Origin of the sequence: Caulobacter segnis ATCC 21756, from assembly GCF_000092285.1 — a bacterium.
GTDB classification, from domain to species: domain Bacteria; phylum Pseudomonadota; class Alphaproteobacteria; order Caulobacterales; family Caulobacteraceae; genus Caulobacter; species Caulobacter segnis.
The window spans coordinates 2,919,740-2,945,283 of sequence record NC_014100.1; the positions used below are offsets into that span (position 1 = coordinate 2,919,740).

24 protein-coding genes, 1 tRNA gene and 3 pseudogenes are annotated in these 25,544 nt (G+C 68.7%); 13 read left to right on the forward strand and 15 right to left on the reverse strand.

The annotated features are described in order from the left end of the window. The first annotated feature begins 4 nt into the window (after window positions 1-4). A complete protein-coding gene (gene amaB / locus CSEG_RS13375; RefSeq protein ID WP_013079770.1) occupies window positions 5-1,528 on the forward strand; it encodes an L-piperidine-6-carboxylate dehydrogenase in 1,524 nt (507 codons plus the stop codon). Between the two features lie 7 nt (window positions 1,529-1,535). On the opposite strand, the pseudogene CSEG_RS23775 reads toward amaB, so the two are convergent. Both CSEG_RS23775 and CSEG_RS23345 read right to left on the reverse strand, forming a co-directional pair. After that, window positions 1,536-1,762 (reverse strand): annotated as a pseudogene (locus tag CSEG_RS23775) (hypothetical protein); the annotation flags it as partial. Window positions 1,763-1,926: 164 nt separating this feature from the next. Then, a pseudogene (locus tag CSEG_RS23345) lies at window positions 1,927-2,075 on the reverse strand (hypothetical protein); the annotation flags it as partial. A gap of 313 nt (window positions 2,076-2,388) precedes the next feature. Between CSEG_RS23345 and CSEG_RS13380 the strand changes: the two are divergent. From CSEG_RS13380 to arfB, 3 genes are all read left to right on the forward strand, one after another. Beyond that, window positions 2,389-2,463 (forward strand) — tRNA-Thr (locus CSEG_RS13380). Window positions 2,464-2,489: 26 nt separating this feature from the next. Further along, window positions 2,490-2,951 carry a YaiI/YqxD family protein gene (locus CSEG_RS13385; protein ID WP_013079771.1) on the forward strand — a complete coding sequence of 154 codons (462 nt, stop codon included), beginning with the start codon at window positions 2,490-2,492 and terminating at the stop codon, window positions 2,949-2,951. Then, on the forward strand, window positions 2,948-3,373 hold the full coding sequence (gene arfB, locus CSEG_RS13390; RefSeq protein ID WP_013079772.1) for an alternative ribosome rescue aminoacyl-tRNA hydrolase ArfB: 426 nt from the start codon (window positions 2,948-2,950) through the stop codon (window positions 3,371-3,373). The genes CSEG_RS13385 and arfB overlap by 4 nt, the downstream gene beginning before the upstream one ends. On the opposite strand, the gene CSEG_RS13395 is transcribed toward arfB, so the two are convergent. From CSEG_RS13395 to CSEG_RS13405, 3 genes are all read right to left on the reverse strand, one after another. Beyond that, complete coding sequence (locus CSEG_RS13395) at window positions 3,370-3,891, reverse strand: MarR family winged helix-turn-helix transcriptional regulator (RefSeq protein ID WP_013079773.1); 522 nt, start codon at window positions 3,889-3,891, stop codon at window positions 3,370-3,372. The two genes, arfB and CSEG_RS13395, sit on opposite strands and share 4 nt — an antisense overlap. 164 nt (window positions 3,892-4,055) lie before the next feature. After that, complete coding sequence (locus tag CSEG_RS13400; RefSeq protein ID WP_013079774.1) at window positions 4,056-4,271, reverse strand: hypothetical protein; 216 nt, start codon at window positions 4,269-4,271, stop codon at window positions 4,056-4,058. Between the two features lie 49 nt (window positions 4,272-4,320). Next, a complete protein-coding gene (locus CSEG_RS13405) occupies window positions 4,321-4,827 on the reverse strand; it encodes a GcrA family cell cycle regulator (RefSeq protein ID WP_013079775.1) in 507 nt (168 codons plus the stop codon). A 270-nt stretch (window positions 4,828-5,097) separates the two neighbouring features. On the opposite strand from CSEG_RS13405, the gene CSEG_RS13410 reads away from it, so the two are divergent. Then, window positions 5,098-5,604 carry a c-type cytochrome gene (locus CSEG_RS13410; protein ID WP_013079776.1) on the forward strand — a complete coding sequence of 169 codons (507 nt, stop codon included), beginning with the start codon at window positions 5,098-5,100 and terminating at the stop codon, window positions 5,602-5,604. A 2-nt stretch (window positions 5,605-5,606) separates the two neighbouring features. Then, the gene (locus tag CSEG_RS13415) at window positions 5,607-5,993 is read left to right on the forward strand and encodes a nuclear transport factor 2 family protein (RefSeq protein ID WP_013079777.1); all 387 of its coding nucleotides are present in this window, start codon (window positions 5,607-5,609) and stop codon (window positions 5,991-5,993) included. Between the two features lie 56 nt (window positions 5,994-6,049). Here CSEG_RS13415 and CSEG_RS13420 read toward each other — a convergent pair whose 3' ends face one another. From CSEG_RS13420 to CSEG_RS13435, 4 genes are all read right to left on the reverse strand, one after another. Beyond that, window positions 6,050-9,187: an efflux RND transporter permease subunit gene (locus tag CSEG_RS13420; protein WP_013079778.1), complete on the reverse strand. Its 3,138-nt coding sequence runs from the start codon at window positions 9,185-9,187 to the stop codon at window positions 6,050-6,052. Beyond that, a complete protein-coding gene (locus tag CSEG_RS13425; RefSeq protein WP_013079779.1) occupies window positions 9,187-10,293 on the reverse strand; it encodes an efflux RND transporter periplasmic adaptor subunit in 1,107 nt (368 codons plus the stop codon). Before CSEG_RS13425 ends, CSEG_RS13420 begins: the two co-directional genes overlap by 1 nt. A 115-nt stretch (window positions 10,294-10,408) precedes the next feature. Beyond that, window positions 10,409-11,098, reverse strand: a complete 690-nt coding sequence (locus CSEG_RS13430; protein WP_013079780.1) for a hypothetical protein — start codon at window positions 11,096-11,098, stop codon at window positions 10,409-10,411. A 98-nt stretch (window positions 11,099-11,196) separates the two neighbouring features. Continuing rightward, window positions 11,197-11,970 carry a class II aldolase/adducin family protein gene (locus tag CSEG_RS13435; protein WP_013079781.1) on the reverse strand — a complete coding sequence of 258 codons (774 nt, stop codon included), beginning with the start codon at window positions 11,968-11,970 and terminating at the stop codon, window positions 11,197-11,199. 154 nt (window positions 11,971-12,124) lie between these two features. On the opposite strand from CSEG_RS13435, the gene CSEG_RS13440 reads away from it, so the two are divergent. The 3 genes from CSEG_RS13440 to CSEG_RS13450 are packed head-to-tail and all read left to right on the forward strand — an operon-like array spanning window position 12,125 to window position 14,751. Beyond that, window positions 12,125-12,787, forward strand: a complete 663-nt coding sequence (locus CSEG_RS13440) for a DUF969 domain-containing protein (protein WP_013079782.1) — start codon at window positions 12,125-12,127, stop codon at window positions 12,785-12,787. Then, the gene (locus tag CSEG_RS13445; RefSeq protein ID WP_013079783.1) at window positions 12,784-13,740 is read left to right on the forward strand and encodes a DUF979 domain-containing protein; all 957 of its coding nucleotides are present in this window, start codon (window positions 12,784-12,786) and stop codon (window positions 13,738-13,740) included. Before CSEG_RS13440 ends, CSEG_RS13445 begins: the two co-directional genes overlap by 4 nt. Window positions 13,741-13,755: 15 nt before the next feature. Next, on the forward strand, window positions 13,756-14,751 hold the full coding sequence (locus CSEG_RS13450; RefSeq protein WP_013079784.1) for a DUF2891 domain-containing protein: 996 nt from the start codon (window positions 13,756-13,758) through the stop codon (window positions 14,749-14,751). 383 nt (window positions 14,752-15,134) lie between these two features. On the opposite strand, the gene smpB is transcribed toward CSEG_RS13450, so the two are convergent. Then, window positions 15,135-15,593: an SsrA-binding protein SmpB gene (gene smpB, locus CSEG_RS13455; protein ID WP_013079786.1), complete on the reverse strand. Its 459-nt coding sequence runs from the start codon at window positions 15,591-15,593 to the stop codon at window positions 15,135-15,137. A 2-nt stretch (window positions 15,594-15,595) separates the two neighbouring features. Beyond that, a complete protein-coding gene (dapA, locus tag CSEG_RS13460) occupies window positions 15,596-16,477 on the reverse strand; it encodes a 4-hydroxy-tetrahydrodipicolinate synthase (protein ID WP_013079787.1) in 882 nt (293 codons plus the stop codon). Window positions 16,478-16,787: 310 nt separating this feature from the next. Here dapA and CSEG_RS13465 point away from each other — a divergent pair, with 310 nt between their 5' ends. After that, window positions 16,788-18,839: a lytic transglycosylase domain-containing protein gene (locus CSEG_RS13465; RefSeq protein ID WP_013079788.1), complete on the forward strand. Its 2,052-nt coding sequence runs from the start codon at window positions 16,788-16,790 to the stop codon at window positions 18,837-18,839. 7 nt (window positions 18,840-18,846) lie between these two features. Here the strand turns inward: CSEG_RS13465 and CSEG_RS13470 are convergent, their stop codons facing one another. The 4 genes and pseudogenes from CSEG_RS13470 to CSEG_RS13485 all read right to left on the reverse strand — a co-directional run bounded on the left by CSEG_RS13470 (window position 18,847) and on the right by CSEG_RS13485 (window position 22,029). After that, window positions 18,847-19,602, reverse strand: a complete 756-nt coding sequence (locus tag CSEG_RS13470) for an ABC transporter ATP-binding protein (protein ID WP_013079789.1) — start codon at window positions 19,600-19,602, stop codon at window positions 18,847-18,849. Continuing rightward, on the reverse strand, window positions 19,599-20,639 hold the full coding sequence (locus CSEG_RS13475; protein WP_041538306.1) for a FecCD family ABC transporter permease: 1,041 nt from the start codon (window positions 20,637-20,639) through the stop codon (window positions 19,599-19,601). The genes CSEG_RS13470 and CSEG_RS13475 overlap by 4 nt, the downstream gene beginning before the upstream one ends. Beyond that, on the reverse strand, window positions 20,582-21,388 hold the full coding sequence (locus CSEG_RS13480) for an ABC transporter substrate-binding protein (RefSeq protein ID WP_013079791.1): 807 nt from the start codon (window positions 21,386-21,388) through the stop codon (window positions 20,582-20,584). The genes CSEG_RS13475 and CSEG_RS13480 overlap by 58 nt, the downstream gene beginning before the upstream one ends. Window positions 21,389-21,392: 4 nt before the next feature. After that, a pseudogene (locus CSEG_RS13485) lies at window positions 21,393-22,029 on the reverse strand (TetR/AcrR family transcriptional regulator). Window positions 22,030-22,236: 207 nt separating this feature from the next. Between CSEG_RS13485 and CSEG_RS13490 the strand changes: the two are divergent. Genes CSEG_RS13490 through CSEG_RS13500 form a run of 3 tightly spaced genes read left to right on the forward strand, consistent with a single transcriptional unit; the run spans window position 22,237 to window position 25,423 of the window. After that, a complete protein-coding gene (locus CSEG_RS13490; protein WP_013079793.1) occupies window positions 22,237-23,697 on the forward strand; it encodes a glycosyltransferase in 1,461 nt (486 codons plus the stop codon). A 17-nt stretch (window positions 23,698-23,714) separates the two neighbouring features. Next, window positions 23,715-24,626 (forward strand): class I SAM-dependent methyltransferase, encoded by a 912-nt coding sequence (locus tag CSEG_RS13495; RefSeq protein WP_013079794.1) that lies wholly within the window; start codon window positions 23,715-23,717, stop codon window positions 24,624-24,626. Between the two features lie 5 nt (window positions 24,627-24,631). Then, the gene (locus CSEG_RS13500; protein ID WP_013079795.1) at window positions 24,632-25,423 is read left to right on the forward strand and encodes a TrmH family RNA methyltransferase; all 792 of its coding nucleotides are present in this window, start codon (window positions 24,632-24,634) and stop codon (window positions 25,421-25,423) included. Window positions 25,424-25,544 lie beyond the last annotated feature (121 nt).

Sequence of the window (25,544 nt, forward strand, 5' to 3'; positions counted from 1 at the left end):
GCCCATGACCCAGTCCTTCCCGACTCCCGCCGCCCACGCCCGCGACCTTCTGGACACGCTGGGCGTCCCGGCGCGCCCCGCCGACGCCGGCCAAGCCGTGCGCAGCCCGATCGACGGCTCGATCCTGACCCATGTCGCCTTCGACGACGCCCGCGAGATCGAGGCCAAGGTCGCCGCCGCCCGCCGCGCCTTCGACGCCTGGCGCGTCGTCCCCGCCCCGCGCCGCGGCGAGCTGGTGCGCCTGTTCGGCGAAGAGCTGCGCGCCGCCAAGGCCGATCTGGCCGCCCTCGTCACCCTGGAGGCCGGCAAGATCGCCTCGGAGGCGGCCGGCGAGGTCCAGGAGATGATCGACATCTGCGACTTCGCCGTGGGCCTGTCGCGCCAGCTTCACGGCCTGACCATCGCCTCGGAGCGTCCGGGCCACGCCATGCGCGAGACCTGGCATCCTCTGGGCCCCGTCGCCGTGATCAGCGCCTTCAACTTCCCCGTCGCCGTCTGGGCCTGGAATGCGTGCCTGGCCCTGGTCTGCGGCGATCCGGTGATTTGGAAGCCGTCCGAGAAGACCCCGCTGACGGCCCTGGCCACCCACGCCATCCTGCAGCGCGCCCTCGCCCGCTTCGGCGACGCGCCCGAGGGTCTGGCCAGCGTGGTCCAGGGCGGCCGCGACGCCGGCGAGCGGTTGGCCCGCGATCCGCGCATCCCGCTGGTCAGCGCCACCGGCTCGACCCGCATGGGCAAGGCCCTCGCCCCCGTGGTCGCCGAGCGCTTCGGCCGCTCGATCCTGGAGCTGGGCGGCAACAACGCCATGATCGTCACCCCCTCGGCGGACCTCTCTTTGGCCCTGCGCGCCATCGTCTTCTCGGCCGCCGGCACCGCCGGGCAGCGCTGCACGTCCTTGCGACGCCTGATCGTCCACGAGAGCCTGGTCGACAAGGTGTCCGACGCGGTCGACACCGCCTTCCAGCGCCTGCCGGTCGGCGATCCGCGCGAGGGCAAGACCCTGCTGGGTCCGCTGATCGACCGGGCGGCCTACGAGGCCTTCGTCGCGGCGATGGACGCCGTCCGGACCGAAGGCGGAACCGTCAGCGGCGGCGAGCGGCTGCTGGCCGATCAGTGGCCCGAGGCCTTCTATGTTCGCCCGGCCCTGGCGCGCCTGCCCGCTCCGGCGCCATGCATGCAACGCGAGACCTTCGCGCCGCTGCTGCATGTCGTGCCGTACGCTGAGTTCGACGAGGCGGTGGCGATCCAGAACGACGTGCCCCAGGGGCTTTCCTCCTGCGTGATGACCAACGACGTGCGCGAGGCCGAGGCCTTCTTGTCGGCGGCCGGCAGCGACTGCGGCATCGCCAACGTCAATATCGGCCCCTCGGGCGCCGAGATCGGCGGCGCGTTCGGCGGCGAGAAGGAGACCGGCGGCGGTCGCGAAAGCGGCTCCGACAGCTGGAAGCAGTACATGCGCCGCCAGACCGCGACCGTGAACTATTCCGGCGCCCTGCCGCTGGCGCAGGGGGTGCGGTTCGATCTGTAGGCCGCAAAGCGCCCCCTCCGTCACGATGCTTCGCATCGCGCCACCTCCCCCGTTCCACGGGTGAGGAGAAAACCGTCATCCTCCCCCGCGTGCGGGGGAGGTGGATCGGCGCGGAACGCGACGAGACGGAGGGGGCGCTCTCTTCCACGCACGCCCTCGCCGCTTCACGCGGTTTCCCGCTGAAGGGATGGAAAGGGACGCGGAGCGCCGGACACCGTCCGGAGTGTGAATAATAAATACCGTTTCGACGAAGCCCGACGCTCCGCGCGACCGTTATCCGCCAGCGTCCCGTCAGGTGGCCCTGTTCGGGCCTTACCGGGACCTGGGCCTCCCGTTTCCGAGAGTCCCAGCGGTCGGAGAGGACGGGCTTGCAGCCAGACACGCCCTTTTGCCTCCAACCACGCCGACGGCGGGCGGGTCTGGCCAGCAACCAGATCCCCGGACCGTCCGAGTATCCCCCTCGAACCTGTCCCCGCTCGATCGCCCCCCGTCGCCACGATGGTCGCTGGCCATGCGCCCTTTCCTCGCGACGAGGTGGGTAAAGCATACGACGGGTTTTGGAGGGGAGGATAAGTCGGCGCGAACGCCCGTCGAACGCCCGTGAAGACCCTCTCCCGTCGAGAGAGAGAGAGGGTGAGAGGCCTCCCCCTTTTCCGGACAGGGCAATGACCAACAAGTCGCTGAAACGACTGAGAATTCCCGAGCGGCCTCGTAACCACTCCCCTCCCACGCCTTCGGCGCGGGCCCCTCCCTCTCTCAAAGAGAGAGGGATTCTACTCCCGCCCCTCGACGAGCATGGGCCCCACTTGCCGTCCGCGCCGGCAAACGGCATAAGCCCTGACCTCGGGTCGAAGACCCATGCCGGCTTAGCACAGCGGTAGTGCAGCGGTTTTGTAAACCGAAGGTCGGGGGTTCGATCCCCTCAGCCGGCACCATTCCTTTCAGGTCCCAGCAGGCCGCGATGACCGCCACGCTCTTCATCGACGCCGACGCCTGCCCCGTGAAGGACGAGGCCTACAAGGTCGCCGCCCGGCACGGGTTCAAGACCTTCGTGGTGTCCAACAGCTGGATCCGCGTGCCGCTGACGCCGGTGATCGAGCAGATCGTCGTCGACGCCGGCCCAGACGTGGCCGACGACTGGATCGCCGAGCGCTGCGGGCCGGGCGACGTGGTGGTGACCAACGACATCCCCCTGGCCGACCGCGTCCTGAAGGCCGGCGGCGCGGCCGTGGCGCCGAACGGGCGGGTGTTCACCCACGACACGATCGGCGTGGCCCTGGCCTCGCGCTCGATCGGCGAGCACCTGCGCTCGATGGGCGAGGTCAGCAAGGGCCCCGCCGCCTTCGCCAACGCCGACCGCTCGCGGTTCCTTCAGGCGCTCGATCAGCTGGTGGTGAAGGCCAAGAGGGTCGCGCCGCGGTGACCCTGGAGATCACCTCCTGGCTGCGGATCGACGAGGACGAGCTGGTCTGGAAGGCGACGCGCGCCTCGGGCCCCGGCGGCCAGCACGTCAACAAGACCTCGACCGCGCTGGAGCTGCGGTTCGACGTCCGCAACTCCCCGTCCCTGCCCGAAGACGTCAAGGCGCGGTTGGAGAAACTGGCCGGCAGCCGCCTGACCCAGGACGGCGTGCTGATCCTGTTCGCCCAGGGCTCGCGCTCGCAGGAGATGAACCGCCAGGACGCCCAGGCGCGTCTGGTGGACCTGATCCGTCGCGCCACCGAAAAGCCCAAGCCGCGTAAGGCCACCAAGCCGACCTATTCCAGCAAGCTGAAACGCCTTGAGGGCAAGGCCAAGCGCGGGACGGTGAAGTCAGGACGCGGCCGGGTGAAGTTCGACGACTAGACCGCCGGCGCGGGCGCGCTGAAGGCCAGGACGTCGTCCTTCCAGTCCGCCTCGGCGATCAACCCGCCCAGCATCTTCTGCAAGGCGCGCGTCATCGCGGCCTGCTCTTCCGGGGTTAGGTTCGCGCACACGTCGTGGTTCAAAGGGCGGATCTCGGCCCGGATATTGGCCAGCAGCGCGCGGCCGTTCTCGGTCAGACGAATGACGACGATGCGTCGGTCGGCGGACGAGGTCTCGCGCTGGACCAGACCGTCGGCGATCAGGCTGTCGATCGAGCGGGTCAGGGTGGTGCGATCGGTGGCCGAGAGCTTGGCCAGGCGGGTCATCGACAGATCGCCGAACCGGCGCAGCGAGATCATCGCCACCCACTTGGCGAAAGTCAGGCCGTGGCGCGCCAGCAGATCGGTCGCCATCGCGCGCCGGTGCTGCTCGGTCTGGTAAAGCAGGTAACTCAGATAACTCGGCAGCGGCAGCGCATGGTCCTCGACCATCCCCGCGCGCTCTTCCCCCTCACGCATAATCGTTTCGCCCCCCACAAAGCGGCGCTCTGTCTGTCATAAGGTTAACGACCACGCAATCAGCGCGGCCGTAACGGAAACGAAAAACCCCGCGAAAGGCTTCGCGGGGTCGGATCGTTCAATCTAGGCGGGAATTGGACCACCTAACACGGCGGCTGGGAGGGTCAGGCGTCGACGGCGGCCCGATTGCGGTTGCGGCCGCGGGTCAACCAGTCGTCGGGATAGGTCTCGCGCACGGTGATCGACTTGAACTGGGTGACCGGGATCTCGGCGTGGTCACCGGGGTTAAGGTCGCGCGACACCGAGTGGCCGGCGAACTCCTCGATAATGGTGATCACTTGGCTGCTGCCGGCGGCGTTTTCGATCAGGACCATGTTCATGAGATTGTCTCGGCGATCGTGCGTGATGGGGGAGGACGGGTGGTCGAGCTCAGCCGAGGTTGGGCTGGACGCGCTTGTCGTTGACGCCTTTCAAGGCCCAGGCTTCGAGGGCTTCGTTCGAGCCGACCCGGCGGAAGGCGCCCTGGCTGTGCTGCTCGCAGTAGGAGCCGCGGGCGCTGACCTTGGGACGACCGCAGAAGCCGAAATCCTGGCTGTCGGGGTGGCCGATCGGCCAGCGGCAGGAATGAGCGCCCAGGCCCAGGATGCCGGAGGTCGGCAGCAGATCCTCTTCGACGCGTTCGAACGTCGGAATCTGGCGCGCCGCGGTCGTCGCCTCACGGACCGGACGCTGGCGGGAGGCCATGCGCGACGGGACGCGGATGGAAGAGGCGCGCTGGCGCACCGGGGTTTCACGGACCGTAATGCCCAGGCGGTGCACCTTGCCGATCACCGCGCTGCGGCTGACGCCGCCCAGTTGCCGCGCGACCTGGCTCGCGCTGAGGCCCTCCAGCCACAGCTTCTTGAGGGTCGCTGTGCGTTCTTCGCTCCAGTCCATGATCTTGTTTCCCAGCCCTGCCCGGAGCCAGCCCGCTCCGTAGGAAAAGGGGTAAGATTTATGGTTAACGAGCGTCAAATGGTTATGTGCGAACCCACGGTTTGCGATTTCACTTTTCGCTTAGAGAATCACATAGATATCGCCAATTGTCGCAGGCTTGACCGTTAGGGACCCTTGTTAGGTGACAAGGCCGGGGCCCAGATTTTATAAGGTTTTGGAATGCGTCGCGGCGTCGCAGAGCCCGCGACGAAACGTCAGCCGGGAACCCTTATGCGCACGCTGAAACTGACCGCCTTCGCCGCGCTCGCCGTCGCCCTCGTCGCCTGCTCGAAGGATGGCGGGAGCTCCTCGGAGGCGCCGGCGGATGCGCCGGCCTCGGCGCCCGCGGCCGCCGCCCCCACCGACGTCGAAAAGGCCGCGGCCCTGGCCGCCCTGCCCGCCCCGTACAACACCGGCGACCTCGCCAACGGCCAGAGCAAGTTCGCGCTTTGCCGCTCGTGCCATACGATCACCGAAGGCGGTCCGGACCTGACCGGCCCCAACCTCTATGGCGTCTTCGGCCGAAAGGCGGGCGCCAAGGCGGGCTACAGCTATTCCGACGTCGTGAAGGCGGCCGGCTTCACCTGGGACGCCGAGCACCTGGACAAGTGGCTGGCCGATCCGCGCGGCTTCATGCCGGGCACCAAGATGACCTTCGCCGGCCTCAAGAACCCGAAGGATCGGATCGACCTGATCGCCTATCTGAAGGTCGAAACGGGCTACAAACCGGCGCCATAGCTGTGAGACCCGCTCCACCCGACATCCAGGCGCGGGTCGAGCGCCTCTACGACGCCAACCAGCGGCGTGACTTCGAGGCGTTCCGCGCCCTGGTCCACCCCACTCTGGAGTGGCCGGATGTGACGCGCGGAGGAACGCTCACCAACCCCGAGGCGGTCCGTGAGTACTGGGCCTACAACGATCGCGGACTTCGGGTCGAGATGGCGCCGGTCAAGGCGGAGATCGACGACGAGGGCCGCATCGTCGTCCTGGCCAATCAGGTCGTCTGGAATCTGGCGGGCAAGCTCTGGTCGGATCTGATGGTCCGGCACCGCTACACGCTGCGCGAGGGTCTGTTCTGGCGTCTCGAATTGCTCGAGGTCGATCGCCCGTCGAGGAAAGACCCTTAAAGTCCTAGCGGGCGAGCGCGCCGGGGGAGGTCTCCGCCGACGCGCTCCAGAGAGGTCTAGGCCGGCGTGCTTTCGCCCTCGCCGTTCTTTTCCCTGGCCTCGTACTCCTCGATCTGCCGCGCCATCCATTCGGGCGACTTCGTGAAGCGCGCCAGCAGGTTGTAGAAGACCGGCACCACGAACAGCGTCAGCAGGGTGGCGACGATCGCGCCCATGAAGATGACCGAACCGATGGTTTGGCGGCTGCCGGCGCCGGCCCCTGTCCACAGCATCAGCGGCAGCGCGCCCATGGCCGTGGCGATCGAGGTCATGACGATCGGACGCAGGCGCAGCGCGGCGGCCTCGATGACCGCCTCGCGGATCTTCAGGCCTTCGTCGCGCAGCTGGTTGGCGAACTCGACGATCAGGATGCCGTTCTTGGCCGCGATGCCCACCAGGATGATCAGGCCGATCTGGCTGTAGGTGTTGATGGTCGAGCCCATCACCAAGAGCCCGAACAGGCCGCCCAGCACCGCCAGGGGCACGGTCAGCATGATGACGGCCGGGTGGATCCAGCTCTCGAACTGCGCCGCCAGCACCAGGAAGACCAGCAGCAGCGCGAACCCGAAGGCGATGCCGACCGCGCCGGAGGCTTCCAGATAGTCCTTGGCCTGCCCGCCCCATTTGACGCTGACCCCGGGCGTCGGATGGGCGTCGGCCTGAGCCTGCAGGAAGCGCACGGCCTCCTCGACCGTAAAGCCGGGTGCGAGTTGGGCCGTCAGGGTGACTGAACGCAGGCGGTCCACGCGCGGACGGTCGGGCGTGTCGCCCCGGAGCTGCGTCGTAACCACGGTCGACAGCGGCACCAGGGTCCCGGCCTGGGTGCGAACCTGCAGCTGGTTGAGATTGTCGATGCTGCGGCGTTGCTCCAGCTCGGACTGCAGGATGACGTCGTATTCCTGGCCGTTCTTGATGTAGGTGGTGGCGCGGCGCGAGCCGAACATGGTCTCGAGCGCGCGGCCGATCGACTGGGTCGAGACGCCCAGGCTGGCGGCCTTGTCGCGATCGATCTGCACCGACAGGCGCGGCGATGTCGGCTCATAGTCGATCCGGGGACGCGAGAAGCCCGGATTCTCCTGCGCGGCGGCCAGGATCGGCTCAAGCCATTTGGCCAGCTGGACATAGTCGTTACCGACGGCGATCAGGTCGACATTGGTGCCCCCGCCGCCACCGCCGCCGCGCTGAAACGCCCCACGAACCGAGGCGACGGCGCGCGCGCCGGTGATCTTGCTGAGGGTCTTGTTCAGTTCGGCGGCGACCTCATCGGCCGTCTTGTCACGCTCGCCCCAGTCCTTGAGCACCAGCACCCCGTTGCCGGTGTTGAACTGACTCTGACCAAAGCGCGGCACGGCGATGATCGTCCGGTCGGCCACGCCCTCGGCGCGGTACTTGGCCAGCTCCTTCTCGACCTGGTCGGCGATCTTGGAGGTGTAGTCGAAGCCCGCGCCTTCCGGACCGCTGATCGAGACGTCGACGCGGCCACGGTCCTCGGCCGGCACCATTTCCTTGGGCAGGGCGATGAACAGACCCGTCGCCGCGCCCGCCAGAACCAGCACCATCAAGCCCGTGGCCCAGCCCGCCGCCCGCGCGCCCAGCAAGGTCTCCAGCGAGTTGCGATAGCTGTCGCGCAGCTTGTCCATCGCGAAGTCGACGCGGCGCGCCAACCAGCCTTCGCCATGGGCGGGCTTCAGCAGCTTGGACGCCAGCATCGGCGACAGGGTGAAGGCCAGCAGCGCCGAGAAGCCGACGGCGGCGGCGATCGCCACGGCCAGCTCAACGAACAGCCGGCCGGTATAGCCCGGCAGGAACATCAGCGGGGCGAACACCGAGATCAGAACGATGGTGGTGGCCACGACGGCGAAGAAGACCTGCCGCGTGCCGCGCAGGGCCGCGACGGGCGCGGGCTCGCCCTCGTCCACCCGGCGCTGGATATTCTCGACCACGACGATGGCGTCGTCGACCACCAGGCCGACCGCCAGCACCAGGGCCAACAGCGTCAGCAGGTTCAGCGAGAAGCCGAGGGGCGCCAGGACGATGAAGGTCGAGAGAATGCAGATCGGGGCGACGATCGACGGGATCAGGGCCGAACGCCAGCTGCCCAGGAAGAGCAGGTTCACCAGGGCGACCAGGGCCACCGAGATGCCCATGGTGATCCAGACCTCGTGGATCGCCTCGGCGGTGAAGATCGAGTTGTCGACCGCCTTGATCAGCTGGGTGCCGGGCGGCAGCGTCTCGTTGATCGACTTGATCTCCTGGTCCACGACCTTGGAGATGGCCACGTCGTTGGCCTGGGACTGGCGGGTCAGGAAGATGCCGACCTGGTTTTGGCCGTTGCCCCGGAAGATCTTGCGGCGCTCGTCGGCGCCCTCCTCAACCCGGGCGATCTCGCCCAGTCGCACCACGAACCCGTTGGCGTCGGCGGCGCGCACCGGCAGTTGGACGAAGTCCTCGGGCTTCGAATAGGCGCGGCTGACGCGGATCGTGAAGTCCTTGGCGGAGCTCTCCAGCGAACCGGCCGGGAGCTCGACGTTCTCGCTGTTCAGCGCGGTCTCGACGTCGTCCACCGTCACGCCGCGCGCGGCCATGGCGTCCGGATTGAGCCAGATCCGCATGGCGTAGAGCTGACCGTTCAGGCCGGCCTGGGCCACGCCCGGAACCGTCGACATCCGCTCGACCAGATAGCGGTCGGCGTAGTCGGCCAGCTCCAGCGGCGACAGGGTCGACGAGGTCAGGTTCAGGATGATGATCGGCGAGCTGTCGGCGTTGGCCTTGGCGATCTGCGGCGGATCGGCCTGATCGGGCAGGTTCGAGGCGACCCGGCTGACGGCGTCGCGGACATCGTTGGCCGCGTCGTCGAGGTCACGATCCAAGGTGAAGGTGATGTTGATCTGCGAGCGACCGTCGCGCGACGACGAGTTCACCCGGTCGATGCCCTGGATACCCGCCACCTGGCGCTCGATCACCTGGGTGATGCGCTCTTCGATGACTTCGGCGGATGCGCCGCGGTAGCTGGTCGAAACGGAGACGACCGGCGGGTCGACGTTCGGCAGTTCACGGATCGGCAGGCCCGTGAAGGCGGCCAGGCCGATGACGCAAAGAATGATCGCCGCGACGGCGGCGAAGACCGGACGACGGACGGAGAGGTCGGAAATCATCAGCGGGCCTTGCGCTCGCCGCCGTTACCCGGCTTGCCCTGGCCGCCGCCGACGGGCGCGCCGTCCTGGACGCGGTTCAGGCCGTCCGCGACGATCTTGTCGCCGACCTTGAGCCCCGACTGGATCTCGACATAGCCGCCTTGATCGAGGCCGGTCGCGACGTTGGTCCGGCGCGCGATCTGGCCCTTGGGTCCCTGGGTGATCAGGAAGACGGAAGCCTGGGTTCCTTCGAATTGGACAGCCGCTTCGGGCACGGCGACCGAAGTCCTCACGCCCTGGTCGATCGCGACCTTGACCAACATGCCCGGGCGCATCCGGCCTTCGGGATTGGGAAACTCGGCGCGGGCCTTGATGGCGCGGGTCGCCGGGTCGATGCGGGTGTCGATCTGGGCGATTCGTCCTTGGAAGGCCTCGCCCGGCAGCGCGTCCGGACGCGCCATGATCGGCAGACCAATGCGCAGGGTCGTCAGGTACCGGTCGGGAATCGAGAAATCGACGCGGATCACCGAGACGTCATCCAGGGTGGCGATCGCCGTCCCCGGGCTGATCAGCGTGCCGGGGGCGATGTCGGAGATGCCGACCTTGCCCGAGAACGGCGCGCGGATCACACGATCCAGCTTTTGCGCCTGGGCCGAGCCGACCACCGCCCGCGCCGTCTCCAGCGAGGCCAAATATTGCTCGGCGGTGGCGCGGGGGGCGATGCCCTTGTCCGCCAGGGTCTTCCAGCGCTGATAGTCACGCTCGGCCTGGGCCAGGCGGGCGCGCGCCTCGGAAATGCCGGCGTTCTCCTGGTCAGCCTTCAGCTCGACCAGAACCTGGCCACGCGACACGGTCTGGCCGTCCGAGAAGTGGACGGCGGTGATCAGCTCCGCGGTGTTCGACGTGATGGTGACCGACTGGCGACCCTTGGCGACACCGAGCACCTCGATGCGATCCGTGAACAGACGCTGTCCGACCACCAGCTGGGAAACGGGCGTGGCGCGTCCGCCACCGCCGCCGGCGCCCTGCTTCTCCTTGCCGCCGAAGGCGAGTTTCGCCCCGCCGACGACCAGCATCAGAACGACGGCGACCAGGGCCACGACGAGAAAGAAGTGCCTGCGGATCAACGAACGGCTCCGGGCGCCAAGAATGGCGAAGTTATAGGTGCGGCGAGATATGACCGCAGCCTAAAGCGGCGTCCAGTGACAGGCGGATGACTGACTGTTGCAAGCCTGAAACAAGCTAGAAGCGGCGCCACAAGCCAAGGACGACGCCACGGTCCCGAGCGGTCTCCCGGCCGGATACCGTATCGCGCCATCCGGCCTGCACGCTCCAGTCGCCGAACGCCCGCGCCACCGAGATCTCACCCTTGACCCAACGCGCGTCCAGGCCGTCGCGATCCGCCTGTCCGGCATAGACCTGAGCCAAGATCAGCCAGGCTTTGGCGGGCCTGAGGCCGAGGGTCGCATCCAGCCGGGTTTCGTCCGCCAGGCCATGACGCTTGAGGCGCGCGGCCTCCAGGTCGACGAAGGCCTCGCGTCCGCGCCACACGGCCGAGCGGCCGTAGAGGACGCGCGCCTCAAGATCGAGACTCCCCTTCCCCGGCGCCGCGTAGCCCGCGTTTCGGCCGACGCCCGCCTCGCCGGCGCCCAGATAAACGGCAAGCGATGACCGGGGACCGCGCTGCGCGGCCCAGCGAATCCCCGCCTCGACCGGTCCGCGACCGGAATAGGAGACCCAGCGGTCATGGCCGCGAGTCGCGCCGGCCTTAGCCTGCAAGGTCAGGCGCGATGTCAGGCCTCGCTCGACGAACACCGACAGGGTCTCGTCCCGCCGCCCGTCGATCGCGACCAGGTTCGCGTTCGGATCGTATCCCTGTTCCGCCGTGGTCCGCTCGTACTTGACGATCGCCTGCGTTCGGCCCGGCTCCATGGGCCATGCGCCGGCCGACGCGTTGGTCGCGCCCAGACAAGACAAAGCCGCCGCGGCCCAAAGGAACGCGGCGGCCCTGGACGTCTTGGACGACGCGTCTACTCCGCGTAGCCGGGCAGCTCGCGGTCCAGCTTTCTCAGGCAGCCGGGCCACGCCAGACCGCCGATCATCCCCATGCCCATGCCGGTCTGGCGACGCACCTCCTCCTGGGCGCCGTCGGGCGCCAGAAGGACGTTGTCGCGTCCGATCGACAGAGCCATCACCTGCTGCGCGCACGCCCGCTCCAGGAAGAACATCCCCAACCAGCACTCGGCCGCGCTGGCGCCCACGGACAGGGTGCCGTGGTTGCGCAGCATCATCAGCTTCTTGTCGCCCAGGTCGGCCACCAGCCGTTCCCGCTCGTCCAAGTTGAGCGCGATTCCTTCATAGTCGTGATAGGCGAGTTGGGGCAAGACGATCAATGCGTGTTGCGTCAACGGCAGCAGCCCTTCGCGGTGCGCGGAGACAGCAACGCCCTGATCTGAGTGCAAATGCATCACGTAGTGGGCGTCTTCGCGCGCGGCGTGGACGGCCGAGTGGATCGTGAAGCCCGCCGGATTGATGTAGTACGGCGTCTTGTCGATGACGTTTCCGTCGAGATCGACCTTCACCAGGCACGAGGCGGTCATCTCGCCGAAGAACATGCCATACGGGTTGATCAGGAAATGGTGCTCGGGTCCCGGGATGCGGGCCGAGATGTGGGTGAAGATCATGTCGTCCCAGCCGTGCAGGGCGACCAGGCGGTAGAGCGCCGCCAGATCCACGCGCGCCTGCCATTCGGCGTCGCTGACCTTGCCCTTCAGGGATGTAATCGGCAGAGAGCCGTCGGCCATGGGTGCCTCCCGTAGGTTATCGTTGTTGACTTGAGCGTCGCGCCGAGGCGCCGGGGCGTCAAGTCCAACCTCGCGAATGAGGTTTGGCGCTATTGTCTTGCCAGTCTCGCCGCGTCGTCGGACGTTCGCCGCGAACACGGGGAGTCGTCGGGGGATGCTGACCCTTTTGGGCGTGGCGGTGATCGTGCTGGGCTTTGCTCTGCGCTTCAATCCGCTGCTGGTCGTGATCGCCGCCGCCTTGGCCTCGGGCCTGGCCGCCGGCTTGACGCCGGTCGAGGTTCTGGCCGCCTTCGGCAAGGCCTTCAACACCAACCGCTATGTCAGCGTCGCCTGGCTGGTCCTGCCCGCCATCGGGGTGCTGGAGCGCGCTGGACTACGCGAGCAGGCGCGGCGGACGATCCAGAGCCTGCGCGCCGCGACCGCGGGCCGGATCCTGCTGGCCTATCTGGCCCTGCGCCAGATCGCGGCGGCGCTGGGTCTCACCCAGGTGGCCGGTCAGGCCCAGACCGTCCGCCCGCTGCTGGCGCCGATGGCCGAGGCCGCGGCCGAGCCGCTTTCGGACGATGACCGCCAGCGCGTGCGGGCCATGAGCGCGGCGACCGACAATGTCGGCCTGTTCTTCGGCGAGGACATCTTCCTGGCCATCGGCTCGATCCTGCTGATCGTCGGCTTCCTGGATCAGAGCGGGATCACGGTCGAACCGCTGGCGCTGTCGGTCTGGGCGATCCCGACCGCCATCGCCGCCTTCCTGATCCACGGGGCGCGCCTTCTGCTGTTCGACCGGACGCTGAAGCCCCAGGCGGAGGACGCGGCGTGATCGGCCTGCCGCTCGTCTATCTGCTGGCGGGGCTGATGTTCGCCGCCTTCGCGGGCCTCAGCCTCGCCGACCGCGAAAACAACAAGCGCCTGGGCAACGCCGCCTTCTGGGGTCTGTTCGCGCTGAGCTTCCTGGCCGGCGACCACCTGGGCGACCTCGGCAACGGCCTGCTGGCGCTGGCGCTCGCGCTGATCGCGGGGGCGGGCCAGCTGGGCGTCGGGGTCCCCCGCACCACCTCGCCCGAGGACCGCGAGACGCTGGCGGCGCGGTACGGCGCGCGCCTGTTCATTCCCGCCCTGGTCATTCCCGTGCTGGTCCTGGCCGGCTCCCTGGCCTTCAAGCGCCTGACCCTCAATGGCGCGCCGCTGGTCGATCCCAAGCAGGCGACGCTGATCTCGCTGGCCCTGGCCGCGCTGGTCGCGGCCGTCCTGGCGCAAGTGATGTTCCGTCAGCCGGCCGTCTCGGCCGTGCAGGAAGGTCGCAGGCTGATGGACCTGGTCGGCTGGGCCGCCCTGCTGCCGCAGATGCTGGCGGCGCTGGGCGCGGTCTTCGCCCTGGCGGGGGTGGGCAAGACGATCGGCGAGATCGCGGTGATGGTCACGCCCGCCGACAGCCGCTTCGCCGCCGTCGCCGCCTATTGCCTGGGCATGGCGGTTTTCACGATCATGATGGGCAACGCCTTCGCCGCCTTCCCGGTGATGACCGGCGGCATCGCCCTGCCCCTGGTGATCGGCCGCTTCGGCGGCGACCCGGCCGTGGTCTGCGCCATCGGCATGCTGTCGGGGTTCTGCGGAACCCTGCTGACGCCGCTGGCGGCCAACTTCAACCTTGTGCCGGCCGCGCTGTTGCAGTTGAAGGACCGCTACGCCGTGATCCGCGCCCAGGCGCCGACCGCGATCCTGATGCTGATCGTCAATGTGATCCTGATGAACGCCCTCGCCTTCCATGCCTGAGATCGGCCGCCGCCCATGAGCCTCGCCCGCTCCACGGCCACGCGCTTCGCCAAGATCGCGCTCGGGCATCTGACCCGCGAGTATCCGAACAAGCTGGATCACGTCATGGCCGGGCCGGAGGACGTCCGCTCCCCGCGCGAGCTGCATCCGATCTTCTTCGGCAGCTTCGACTGGCATTCGTGCGTGCACGGATACTGGCTGCTGGCGACCTTGCTGCGCCTGCGCCCCGAGATGCCCGAGGCCGAGACCATCATCGCCCTGTTCGACGACGCCTTCACCGAGGAGAAGGTCGCCGGCGAGGTCGCCTATCTGGCGCGCCCGGAGAGCCGGGGCTTCGAACGCCCCTACGGCTGGGCCTGGAGCCTGATGCTGCAGGCCGAGCTGCTTCGCCACGACCGCCCGTGGGCGGCCGCGCACGCGCCCTTGGCCCTGGCGTTCAAGGCTCGCTTCGAGGCGTTCCTGCCAGTCGCCGACTATCCGGTCCGCGCCGGGACCCACTACAACACCGCCTTCGCCCTGGTGCTGGCCTACGAGTACGCCGAGATGACGGGTGATCAGGCGTTCTATGAGCTCATGCGCAACCGCGCCCTGGTCTGGTATGGCGAGGACGCCGCCTGCCAGGCTTGGGAGCCGTCCGGCGACGACTTCCTGTCTCCCGCCCTCATCGAGGCCGAGGCCATGCGCCGGCTGCTGCCGCAAGAGCGCTTCGAGCTGTGGTTTCCGCGCTTCCTGCCCGATCTTGCGCGCAAGCAGCCGGCGACGCTGTTCACGCCCGCCCGGGTCGCCGACCGCACCGACGGCAAGATCGCCCACCTCGACGGCTTGAACCTCTCGCGCGCCTGGTGTTGGCGCACCCTGGCCGGCGCGATGTCTGAGGCCGACCCTGCAAAACCCCACGCGATCAACGCGGCGCTGAGTCATTTGGCCGCGGCGATCCCGCACATCTCGGGCGATTATATGGGCGAACATTGGCTGGCGACCTTCGCCCTGCTCGCCATGGAGAATGGCTAGTCAATCGCCGAAGTAATCGATGCTCGATGAGCATTTGACAGCGTTGACAGACCTGAAATTTCTCCAGGCACACGCCGCCCGATCGAGCCCCCTCGTCGACGTTTCTCGCGGCTATGCTGCGAACAATCGTCGCGGCCCCGCACTGACCTAGGTTGATCAGCCTCAAGTCACGCTAAGACTGAATCAGGGATTGATTCGTCACGCCAAAGAGGGCGTGGAAAACGGGATTTCATATGGCTCAGACGCGAACTGACGTCCGCGCGGATGTCCGCCGATATCTCATCGCCAGCGTCGCCGGCTTCTGCCTCGGCATGACGCTCGGCTTCCTGATGATGTTCGGACTGAGCTGAGCAAGAAAAGCCTAAGAACAGCGCCAACGGCGTCTAATCGCCGCGGTCGCCCTTCATCAGTCGCGCCTTGTCGCGCTGCCAATCGCGATTGGCCTCGGTCTCGCGCTTGTCATGCAGCTTCTTGCCCTTGGCGAGGCCGACTTCCAGCTTCGCCAGGCCCTTCTCGTTCCAATACAGCTTGATCGGAATGAGGGTGCGGCCCTCGCGCTGCACCGCGCCGATCAGCTTGTCGATCTGCTTGCGATGCAGCAGCAGCTTCCGGTGGCGGCGCGGCTCGTGGTTGAAGCGGTTGGCGTGGCCGTAGGGCGGAATGTCGGCGTTGATCAGCACGATCTCGCGCCCTTCGACCGAGGCGTAGGACTCAGCGATGTTCGCCCGTCCGGTCCGCAGGCTCTTCACCTCGGTGCCGGTCAGCATGATGCCCGCCTCGAACGTCTCCTCGATGAAGTAGTCGTAGCGCGCCCGCCGATTTTCCGCGATCGGCTTGACCATCGTCAGAAACCCGCCTCGCGCATGGCGTCCAGGATCGTCGGACGCACCGCCTCGGCGCAGGGCGTGATCGGCAGGCGGACGTCTTCCGTGCACAGACCCAGGTGCGAGAGCGCGAACTTGGTCGGGGCCGGCGAGGAATCCAGGAACAAGGCCTTGTGCAGGCGCACCAGGCGGTCCTGCCAGTAGAGCCCAGTCTCCCACTGACCCTGCAGGCAGGCGTTCATGAAGGCCGAGCAGGCCTCGGGCGCGACATTGGCGGTGACCGAGATCACGCCGTGGCCGCCATGGGCCATGTAGCCGAGCGCGGTCGGATCATCGCCCGACAGCATCACCCAGTCCTCGCCGCACATCAGGCGCTGCATGCTGATGCGGGTCAGATCGCCGGTGGCGTCCTTGATGCCGACGATGTTGGGCAGCTTGGACAGGCGCGCCAGGGTCTCGTTGCTGATGTCGACGCCCGAGCGGCCGGGCACGTTGTAGACGAAGATCGGCAGCTGGACGGCGTTGTTGATCGCCTCGTAGTGGCGATAGAGGCCTTCCTGGCTCGGACGATTGTAATAGGGCGTCACGACCAGCGCCGCGTCGGCGCCGATGGCCTTGGCGTGCTGGGCCAGCTCGATGGCCTCGTCGGTCGAGTTGCTGCCGGCGCCGGCGATCACCGGCACGCGGCCGGCGGCGGTCTTCACACACAGCTCGACGACGCGGCGGTGCTCTTCGTGCGACAGGGTCGAGGTCTCGCCGGTGGTGCCGACCGGCACCAGGCCGTGGACGCCGCCCGCGATCTGACGCTCCACCAGCGCCATGAAGGCTTTCTCGTCGACCTCCCCGTCCTTGAACGGCGTGACGAGGGCAGGAATGACGCCCTTGAACGGGGAATGGACCATGACTTGCAAATTGCCGTGAGAATGGCGCCGCGTCGGTTGCGGCAGGACGAAGGAGGCGGACAATATGTCCCTGCCCCGCCGTCCCGCAACCCGGGCGCGTCGAGGCTGGAGCGGTTTGATCGGACCAGGCCCTCGGGTCAAGTCCCGCCAACCCTCCTTTAAACATAATCCGGCCTGATCTTGTTTCGGACCCGGATTTGCGATTCGAAGAGACCCCTGTCGCCAGCGCGTATCCGGCTGCGGCGTGGTCGAGGCTCTCGTCCGGAGCCTGGTTGAGGAGTGCGTTTTGGCTTCAGTTCTGCGCCGTGTCATGCTCGGAGGGGCCTGCATTGTCGCCGTTTGCGGCGTCGCGGACGCTCAGACGGCCGCGCCCGATCTCGTCAGCTCGTCGATCAGCGCGGGCGCGAGCTCCGTCTCCGACACCGACGCCGCCAACCTGCGGACGGCTCTGTCCTCCGCCAAGCGCGGTGATGTCTCCGGAACGCGCGCGGCCATGGCCAGCCTGAGCGATCCCGTGGCCCGCAAGATCGCCCTCTGGGCCTTGGTCGACAGCAACGCCGAGGCGCTGGGCTTCTATGATCTCGACTCGGCCCGCCGCGAGCTGGTCGGCTGGCCGCGCGGCGCGCGGCGCGACGCCGCGACCGAGCGCGCCTTGGCGACCTCGGGCCTGGATCCCGCGCGTATCGTCGCCTGGTTCGGCGGCGCCCAGCCGGCGACGGCGGAAGGCGTCATGACCCTGGCCAGCGCCCTGCAGGCGACCGGCCGCCAGCAGGCCGCGACGGACCTGATCCGCCGCACCTTCCGCGACACGGTGTTCGAGGCCGACGCCCAGCGCGCGATGATCGCGCGCTTCGGCGCCCTGCTCACGCCCGACGACTATGTCCGCCGCGCCGACATCCTGCTGTACGGCCAGCAGGGCCCCGCCGCGCGCGAGATCGTTTCGATGCTGTCGGAGACGCAACAGGCCGCCGCCCGCACGCGCATGGCCTATCGTCAGAGCGCGGCCAACGCCAACGACCTCTACAATAACCTGACGCCGGACTTGCAGGACTCGCCGGGCGTGGTGTTCGAGCGCGCCGCCTATCTGCGCCGCAAGGGCATGGAGACCCTGGCCCTGCCGATGGTGGCGAACTTCCCCGCGCCACCGACGGAAGAGGCCTCGGCGACGATCTGGAAGGAGCGCAAGCAACTGGTCGTCGCGGCGCTGCAGTCCGGCGACAACGCCGGCGCGTACGCCGCCGCCAGCAACACGCGCGCCCTGACGCCCACCGAGATCGCCGAGTCGGAGTTCTTCGCCGGCTGGATCGCGCTCTCGAGGCTGAGGAACCCCGACGCCGCCGCGGCCCACTTCGCCCAGATCGCCGCCGTCGGCGCCTCGCCGATCACCAAGGGCAGAGCGCTCTATTGGCAAGGCCGCGCCGCCGAGGCGCAGGGCGACCCGATCGCGGCCCAGGCCTTCTATTTCGAGGGCGCGCGCTACATCACCACCTTCTATGGCCAGCTCTCCGCCGAGAAGGCTGGACTCCGGGAGCTTCGCCTTGAGCGCGATCCGGTGATCACCGCCGCCGATCGCGCCCGCTTCTACAGCCGCGAGCAGGTCCGCGCCGCGCGGATCCTCGCCGACATCGGCGCGCGCGACCAGTTCCGCAGCCTGATGCTCTATATCGACGACGTCCTGCCCGACGCCCAGGAGACCGCCCTGCTGGTCGACATGGCGCGCGGCTATGGCGATCAGGACCTGGCCATGCGCGCGGTCCGCGCCGCCGCCCAGAAGGGCATTATTCTCGCCGAGCGGGGCTATCCGCTGCTGGACCACCACTTCACACCGGTCCCCGGCGCGGCCGAGACGGCGTTCGTCTATTCGATCTCGCGCCAGGAGAGCAATTTCGATCCCGAGGCCCGCTCCGGCGTCGGCGCGCGCGGCATGATGCAGTTGATGCCGGCCACGGCCTCGCTGGTGGCGCGTAAGCTGGGCGAGGACCACTCGGTCGATCGCCTGTCCGACGCGTCCTACAACATGCGCCTAGGCTCGGTTTACCTGGGCCAAATGGTCAACAATTTCAGCGGCTCGTACATCATGGCCGCCGCCGCCTACAACGCCGGCCCGGGCCGGCCCGCACGCTGGGTGAACCAGTGCGGCGACCCGCGCGGCGCCATGACCGACCCGCTCGACTTCATCGAGTGCATCCCCTTCTCCGAGACCCGCAACTACGTGATGCGGACCCTGGAGACGACCATGGTCTATCGCGCCCGGCTGAACGGCGGCGTCACGCCCTTGACGCTCTCCAGCGAGCTCAAGCGCGGCGGCTACAGCTACAACGCGGCGGTGGCCTCGGCCGAGACCGTGGCGGCGCAGCCTTAACGCCGACCTAGGCTCGTCGCGCAGCCAGAACCAGACCTGCCGGCGTCTCCACCAGTTCGCCGTTGAGGCCGAACACCCCCGCCAGAACCTCGGGCGAAAGAGCTTCGCGCGGCGCGCCTTCGGCGACGATGCGGCCCTGCGAGACGACGACTACCCGATCGCAGGCCCGCCCCGCCAGACCCAGGTCGTGCAACGTGACGACCACCGCCGCCCCGCCCGCGGCTTCGGCGCGCAGCAGGTCCAGGGTCAGCAACTGGGCGTCGGGATCCAGACCGGCCACCGGCTCATCGGCGACCAGCAGCGGCGCGCGGGTCGCCAGCAGACGCGCCAGCAGCACCCTCGCCCGCTCGCCGCCCGACATGTCGAGGACGCCGCGATCGACCAACTCGCCGGCGCCCACACGCGCCAGGCAAGCCCGCGCCAGCCTGTCGGCCTCGGGTTCCGAAAGATCGCTCGCGCCCAAGGCCGCGATCATGCGCGCCGGCAGGTTCCAAGCCGCGCGCCGCTCCTGCGGCAGGTAGCCGACCAGGCGCGCGCGCTCATCGGGCTTCAGCGCGGACACGGGTCGACTGGACAACAGCGCCTCGCCCGCCGCCAGCGGCAGAAGGCCCAGGCCCGCGCGCAGCAGGCTGGTCTTGCCGGCGCCGTTCGGACCGACGATCCCGACGACCTCGCCCGGAGCAATGGCCAGGCTCGCGGCCTCCAGCACCGTCTTGCGCCCGTGACGGGCGGTCACGGCGTCCAGCGTCCAGACCGCGCTCATGACCGCCAGCTCCGTGCGGCGCGCCAGGCCAGGAGGCCGAAGGCGGGCGCGCCGAACAGGGCGGTGACGACGCCCAGCTTCAGCTCCTGTTCGGTCGGGATCAGGCGCGCGGCGAGGTCAGCGACGACCAACAGCAGCGCTCCGGCCAGGGCCGAGGGCCACAGGATCCGTTTGGGGTCGTCGCGCACCAGCGCCCGCACCAGGTGCGGCGCGGCCAGGCCGACAAAGCCGATCACGCCCGCCGCCGCGACGGCCGCGCCGGTCAGCAGCGCCGCGCCAGCGACCGCATAGACCCGCAGTCGCGCCATCGGCAGAGCCGACATCCGCGCGGCCTCCTCGCCCAGGGTCAGCATCCGCAGGCCGTTTCCAGCGCGCAGGCAGAGCGCCGCGCCGATCGCCATCGGGACCAAAGCCCGCAGGGCGTCCATCGCGTCACGGTTCTGCACCGAGCCCATCAGCCAGGCCAGGATCTCGGCCATCGCCACCGGCGAGGGCGACAGGTTGAAGACCAGCGCCGTAAGTGCGCCGCCGAAGGCCGATAGCGCCACGCCGAACAGGATCAGCGCCTCGGGCTCACGGAACCGCGCCGCCAGGGCCACGACCAGGACGCCGGCGACCAGGGCGCCCAGCAGCGCCGAAAGTTCGATCGCGCCGGGAATGACGGCGAGGCCGGCCGAGATGGCGATCGCCGCCCCCAGGCCGGAGACCGCCGAGACCCCCAGCACGCCCGGATCAGCCAGCGGGTTGCGCAGCAGGCCCTGCATGGTCGCGCCGGCCAGGCCCAGGGCCGCGCCGACCAGGGCCGCGACCGCGGCCCGCGGCGCGCGGATCGTCCACAACACCTCGCCGGGCGGCGATCCCGGCTGGATCAGAGCCTGGACGTACTGGCTCCAGGTCATCGGCGTCTCGCCCAAAGCCACGGCCAAGACCGTCGCCAGCGCCAGGACGAACAACATCAGGAGACATAGTCGAAGAACGCTCATCGCGACGCTTCCGCCAGCATCCGCGCGCCGTCGGCGGCGAACCAGCCCGGGCAACCGACCACCGAGGCCGGCAGCGAAGCGGCGGTGCGGGTCGCGACCGCGCGCTGGAGCGCGGCGTGGCGACCGGGGCCCCAACGATCGGCCCCGGCTCGGGCCATGTCGAAGAGTCCCAGCACCACCGCCGCCGGCGGTCGCATCACCAATCCCTCCAGCGACACCGGCGCGAAGTAAGGCGTCGAGGTCGCGTTGGCGTATCCGGCCGCTTTGAGCAGGGCGTCGATCAGGGTCCCCGAGCCCGCCGTGAAGCCGCCTGGCGTCAGATAGAGCGCCGACCGGCCCCTCCCCGCCCCCGCCGCGCCGGCCAACTGGGCGTCCATGCGCGCGACGATCGCCTCGCCCTGCGCGCGGCGATCCAGCGCGGTCGCGACCTTGCGCACATTGGCGCGGACGCCGTCGAAGTCGGCCGCGTCGTCCAGGACGACGGTGGTCACGCCCTTGCGCTCGAGCGCCTGAACAAGCCGGGCGTCACCGCCCCATAGCCGCACCACGACCTGAGGCCGCGCCGCGACCAGACTCTCGAACGTGGCGCGCCGCAAAGGCAGACCGACGGCCGCGTTTCGCATGTAGCTGTCGCGGGAGACGGCGCGGTAGGACAGGCCGACGATGCTGTCGCGCGGGGCCAGGGCCAGCACATACTGGTCGGCGCAGGAATCCAGGGACATGACACGCGGAGCCGCCAGCGCGGCGCCGGGGGCGAGCGCCAGCGCCGCCACAAGGGCGCACAAGGCCTTGGCGGCGCGCATCAAATCAGTCCGAGACCAGGCCGTGCAGCAGACCGTCCAGCATCACCTTCATCAGCCCCTCGGAGCGAGGACCAGCCGCGCGAGGGCTTGGTGATCAGCAGCGACACCAGGCCATGACAGCCGGCCCACAGCACCTCGGCCGCCTCGACCGCCGAACCCGAGCGTAGACGGCCTTGGGCGGCGATCTGGTGCACCGGCTCGCTGAACTTCTCGAAGCAGCGATCGCCCAGCGACAGCAGGTCGGAGATCTTGTCCTGCGAGATGTGTTCGCCGGTGCTGCAGAAGACCAGCTGGTAGGTGTTGGGGTTATCGAGGGCGAACGTCATGTACGCCTCCAGCATCAGCCGCACCCGCGCGACCGGATCGACCGGCTGGGCCGCGATCTGGGTGTTCAGGGCCAGCAGACGCTCGATGGCGTCGTTGCTGATCTCCATCAGGATCTGGTCCTTGTCGCGGAAGTGCATGTAGAGCGCCGTCGACGACACCCCCACCGCGTCGGCGATCTTGCGGATCGTGGCGCCGGAATAACCTTCGGCGATGAAAATCTTCTCGGCGGCCTCAAGGATCTCGCCCCGCCGCAGGTGCCCGTCGCCCTTCGGCTTTCGAGCGGACTTTTGAGGCTTCTTCAAAACGACCGTCACGGAACTGGCTTCCCCTGCGTTTCCCCACCGAACACTAAACGGGAATCACCCAGCCGCCGCAAGAACGTGCGTAGGCGGCGCATTTTCCGTTCCGAGGTTTCGCGCGCGCGAGAAAACATCTTAAAACGAGTGTTTTTCCATTTGACACTTTTTGGTTGAGATATCGTTATCCACGCCGTTGGGGCGATCTTGCGTCTTGGGGCGACGATGGCGCGTGAAGAAGGACGGTTAGACCCGGCGCTTGCGCCGGCGGGCGGACCTGCGCCTGGATTTCAGGCTTTCTCTGCTGAAGCGGCGCTCGGCCAGGCCTATGTCGCCGCAGAGCCGCTGGCGGCGCCCGACCGGGACGGGGCCCACCATTCGCTGTCACGCAGGCAGGCGGCGGCCATCTGTATCGTCGGGCTCGTGGTCGCGATCGGCATGGCGCTGGCGCCGGCGAGCGGGCTGGTGGGCGTGCACCACCTGTTCTTCGCCGTGTTCCTGCTGGGCGGCATGACGCGGCTGGCGGCCGCCTGCACGCCGCTGGCGACGCGGCCGCCGCCGCCTTTGGCCGACGCGGACCTACCCGCCTATACGATCATCGCGCCGCTCTATCGCGAGGCCGAGGTCGTCGGCGAACTGCTGGAGAACCTGGCCGCGATCGACTACCCGCGCGACCGGCTGCAGGCGCTGATCGTACTCGAGGCCGACGACACCCAGACCCTGGCGGCCGTGCGCGCCCTGGACCTGCCGGCCTTCGCGCAGGTGCTGGTCGTTCCCCCTGGAACGCCGAAGACCAAGCCCCGCGCCTGCAACCACGCCCTCGAGCGGGCCCGTGGCGATCTGGTGGTGATCTACGACGCCGAGGACATGCCCGATCCGGGACAGCTGCGCGAGGCGGCGGCGCGGTTCGCCGTCTCACCGTCGAGGCTGGCCTGCCTGCAGGCGCCGCTGCGGATCGAAGATCCAGGCTTTTCGCTCTTTCTTCCCTCACAGTTCCGTTTGGAATACGCCGCCCACTTCGAGGTGCTGCTGCCGGCGCTGGCGCGATGGGGCCTGGCTTTTCCTCTGGGCGGGACCAGTAATCACTTCAAGGTCGCCCCGTTGCGCGAGATCGGCGCCTGGGACGCCTACAATGTCACCGAGGATGCGGACGTCGGGTTCCGCCTGGCCGCCGCCGGCTACACGCTGGGCGTCATTTCCAAGCCGACCTGGGAGACCGCCCCGACGCGGTGGAGCCAATGGCTCCCGCAGCGGGCGCGATGGATCAAGGGACACATGCAGACCCTGGCGGTCCATTCGCGCGGTCGCATCGTCCGGCAGGCTCGCAACGCCACGGCGCTGGTCGTGACCCTGGCTCAATCGGTAGCCTCCTCGCACCTTCATGGCCCCGTGATGGCGGTGGCGATCGTGGCGGCGGCGGTCGACTATTGGCCCGACGGGCGGTTTGAGATCCCGGCCGCCGACCTCGTGCTCTACGCCCTGGGCTGGAGCTCGGCCGCCCTCGCCGGCGCGCGCGGCGTCCTGCGCGCGAACGGCGCGCCCAAGGCCCTGCACCTCTTCGGCATGCCGATCTATTGGCTGTTGCAGGGCGTGGCGGCGGCCAAGGCGCTGCATCAGTTCGTGACCGATCCGCACCGCTGGGACAAGACGCTGCACGTCCCGCGCTCTGGACGGGTCCGGCTGTAAGAAGGTATGGGCGGGCGATGGCTCCGAAGATCGCTCCCGCCCCCATCGTCATGCGCACCACCGGCTGGGCGGACTACGCCCTGCTGGACAGCGGCCACGGCAAGAAGCTGGAGCGCTACGGCCGCTACACGGTCGTGCGTCCCGAGCCCCAGTGCTTCTGGGCGCCGCGCCTGGACCAGAAGGTCTGGGACAACGCCGACGCCGTGTTCGATCCGACCGACGAGGACGAGGCGGGCCGCTGGCGCTTCAAGGGCAAGCCGATCGAAAAGTTTCCGCTGGCCTGGGGCGGCGCCAAGTTCCACGGCCAGTTCACGCCCTTCCGCCACCTGGCCTTCTTCCCCGAGCAGGCGGCCAACTGGGCCTGGCAGGACGAGCGCGTGCGCGCTTTCGCCAAGACCTCAGGCCGCCAACCCAAGATCCTGAACCTGTTCGGCTATACCGGCGTGGCCTCGCTGGTTTGCGCCGCCGCCGGCGCGGCCGTCACCCATGTCGACGCCTCCAAGAAGTCGGTCGGCTTCGCGCGCGAGAACGCCGCCTTCGCCAGCCTCGCCGACAAGCCCATCCGCTGGATCGTCGAGGACGCCCGCAAGTTCGTGGCCCGCGAGGTCCGGCGCGGCAATGTCTATGACGGGATCATCCTGGACCCGCCCAAGTTCGGCCGCGGCGCCGATGGCGAGGTCTGGCGCCTGTTCGAGGATCTGGCCGGCCTGACCCGCGATGTCGCCGCCCTGCTCAGCGAAGACGCTTCGTTCCTGCTGATGAACGCCTACGCCGCCCGCGTCTCGGGCGCGGCGATGTCGGGCCTTCTGGCCCAGGAGCTGGAAGGCCGGGGCGGCGTCATCGACTGGGGCGAGCTTTCGCTCGTCGAGGACAAGGGCGACCGGCAGATCGGCCTGTCGTTCTTCGCCCGCTGGTCGTCTGAAGGCTGAGGGACATGAGCACCAAGACCGTCACCTCCCTGACCAACGCCACCGTCAAGGCCGTCCGCGCCCTGCACATGCGCAAGGAGCGCGAGGAGAGCGGCCTGTTCCTGGCCGAGGGCCTGAAGATCGTCATCGAGGCGATCGACTGCGGCCACGCGCCGAAAATCGTCATGTACGGCCCCGACGCCGCCGACCATCCGATGCTGAAAAAGGCGGTCGCGGCCTGCCTCAAGGCCGGCGGCGAAGTCATTGAGGTCAATCGCGAAATCCTCGAGAAGGTCTCGCGCCGCGACAATCCTCAGGCGGTCGTGGCCGTGTTCCGTCAAGTGTTCACGCCGCTGACGGCCATCGTCCCCGAAAGCGCGCCCTGCTGGGTGGCCATGCAGGCGGTCCGCGACCCCGGCAACCTCGGCACCGTGATCCGCACCGCCGACGCGGCCGGCTGCGGCGGGGTGATCCTGGTCGGCGACTGCGTCGATCCCTATTCGGTCGAGGGCGTCCGCGCGACCATGGGCTCGATCTTCGCCGTGAAGATCGCCAAGGCCACCATCCCCGAGTTCCTCGCCTGGCGCGAAACCTGGCCCGGCAGCGTGGTCGGCACGCTGCTGACCGCCACCGTCGACCACAAGTCCGCCGACTACGTGAAGCCGTCGCTGATCCTGATGGGCAACGAGCAGCAAGGCCTGCCCCCCGAGCTGGCGGCGGCATGCGACGTGAATGTGAAGATCCCGATGCGCGGCCGGGCGGACAGCCTGAACCTGTCCGTGGCCACGGGGATCATGATTTATACGGTGACGGGGTAAGGCATTGGCCGAAATCCTCCCCCTAGCGGGGAGGTGTCGGCTCGAAGAGGCGACGGAGGGGGAAGAGGCAGGCTCTCAGGCACTTCCCCCTCCGGCGCTTCGCGCCACCTCCCCCGCTAGG

What these genes read in the sequence shown, in the direction of transcription:
- CSEG_RS13465 (WP_013079788.1), top strand. Translation starts at nt 16,788, where the DNA reads ATGCTCGGAGGGGCCTGCATTGTCGCCGTTTGCGGCGTCGCGGACGCT.
- CSEG_RS13420 (WP_013079778.1), bottom strand. Translation starts at nt 9,187, where the DNA reads ATGATTTCCGACCTCTCCGTCCGTCGTCCGGTCTTCGCCGCCGTCGCG.
- dapA (WP_013079787.1), bottom strand. Translation starts at nt 16,477, where the DNA reads ATGGTCCATTCCCCGTTCAAGGGCGTCATTCCTGCCCTCGTCACGCCG.
- CSEG_RS13470 (WP_013079789.1), bottom strand. Translation starts at nt 19,602, where the DNA reads ATGAGCGCGGTCTGGACGCTGGACGCCGTGACCGCCCGTCACGGGCGC.
- CSEG_RS13410 (WP_013079776.1), top strand. Translation starts at nt 5,098, where the DNA reads ATGCGCACGCTGAAACTGACCGCCTTCGCCGCGCTCGCCGTCGCCCTC.
- CSEG_RS13400 (WP_013079774.1), bottom strand. Translation starts at nt 4,271, where the DNA reads ATGAACATGGTCCTGATCGAAAACGCCGCCGGCAGCAGCCAAGTGATC.
- CSEG_RS13430 (WP_013079780.1), bottom strand. Translation starts at nt 11,098, where the DNA reads ATGGAGCCGGGCCGAACGCAGGCGATCGTCAAGTACGAGCGGACCACG.
- amaB (WP_013079770.1), top strand. Translation starts at nt 5, where the DNA reads ATGACCCAGTCCTTCCCGACTCCCGCCGCCCACGCCCGCGACCTTCTG.
- CSEG_RS13385 (WP_013079771.1), top strand. Translation starts at nt 2,490, where the DNA reads ATGACCGCCACGCTCTTCATCGACGCCGACGCCTGCCCCGTGAAGGAC.
- CSEG_RS13440 (WP_013079782.1), top strand. Translation starts at nt 12,125, where the DNA reads ATGCTGACCCTTTTGGGCGTGGCGGTGATCGTGCTGGGCTTTGCTCTG.
- CSEG_RS13495 (WP_013079794.1), top strand. Translation starts at nt 23,715, where the DNA reads ATGGCTCCGAAGATCGCTCCCGCCCCCATCGTCATGCGCACCACCGGC.
- CSEG_RS13480 (WP_013079791.1), bottom strand. Translation starts at nt 21,388, where the DNA reads ATGCGCGCCGCCAAGGCCTTGTGCGCCCTTGTGGCGGCGCTGGCGCTC.
- smpB (WP_013079786.1), bottom strand. Translation starts at nt 15,593, where the DNA reads ATGGTCAAGCCGATCGCGGAAAATCGGCGGGCGCGCTACGACTACTTC.
- CSEG_RS13435 (WP_013079781.1), bottom strand. Translation starts at nt 11,970, where the DNA reads ATGGCCGACGGCTCTCTGCCGATTACATCCCTGAAGGGCAAGGTCAGC.
- CSEG_RS13490 (WP_013079793.1), top strand. Translation starts at nt 22,237, where the DNA reads ATGGCGCGTGAAGAAGGACGGTTAGACCCGGCGCTTGCGCCGGCGGGC.
- CSEG_RS13500 (WP_013079795.1), top strand. Translation starts at nt 24,632, where the DNA reads ATGAGCACCAAGACCGTCACCTCCCTGACCAACGCCACCGTCAAGGCC.
- CSEG_RS13395 (WP_013079773.1), bottom strand. Translation starts at nt 3,891, where the DNA reads ATGCGTGAGGGGGAAGAGCGCGCGGGGATGGTCGAGGACCATGCGCTG.
- CSEG_RS13450 (WP_013079784.1), top strand. Translation starts at nt 13,756, where the DNA reads ATGAGCCTCGCCCGCTCCACGGCCACGCGCTTCGCCAAGATCGCGCTC.
- CSEG_RS13405 (WP_013079775.1), bottom strand. Translation starts at nt 4,827, where the DNA reads ATGGACTGGAGCGAAGAACGCACAGCGACCCTCAAGAAGCTGTGGCTG.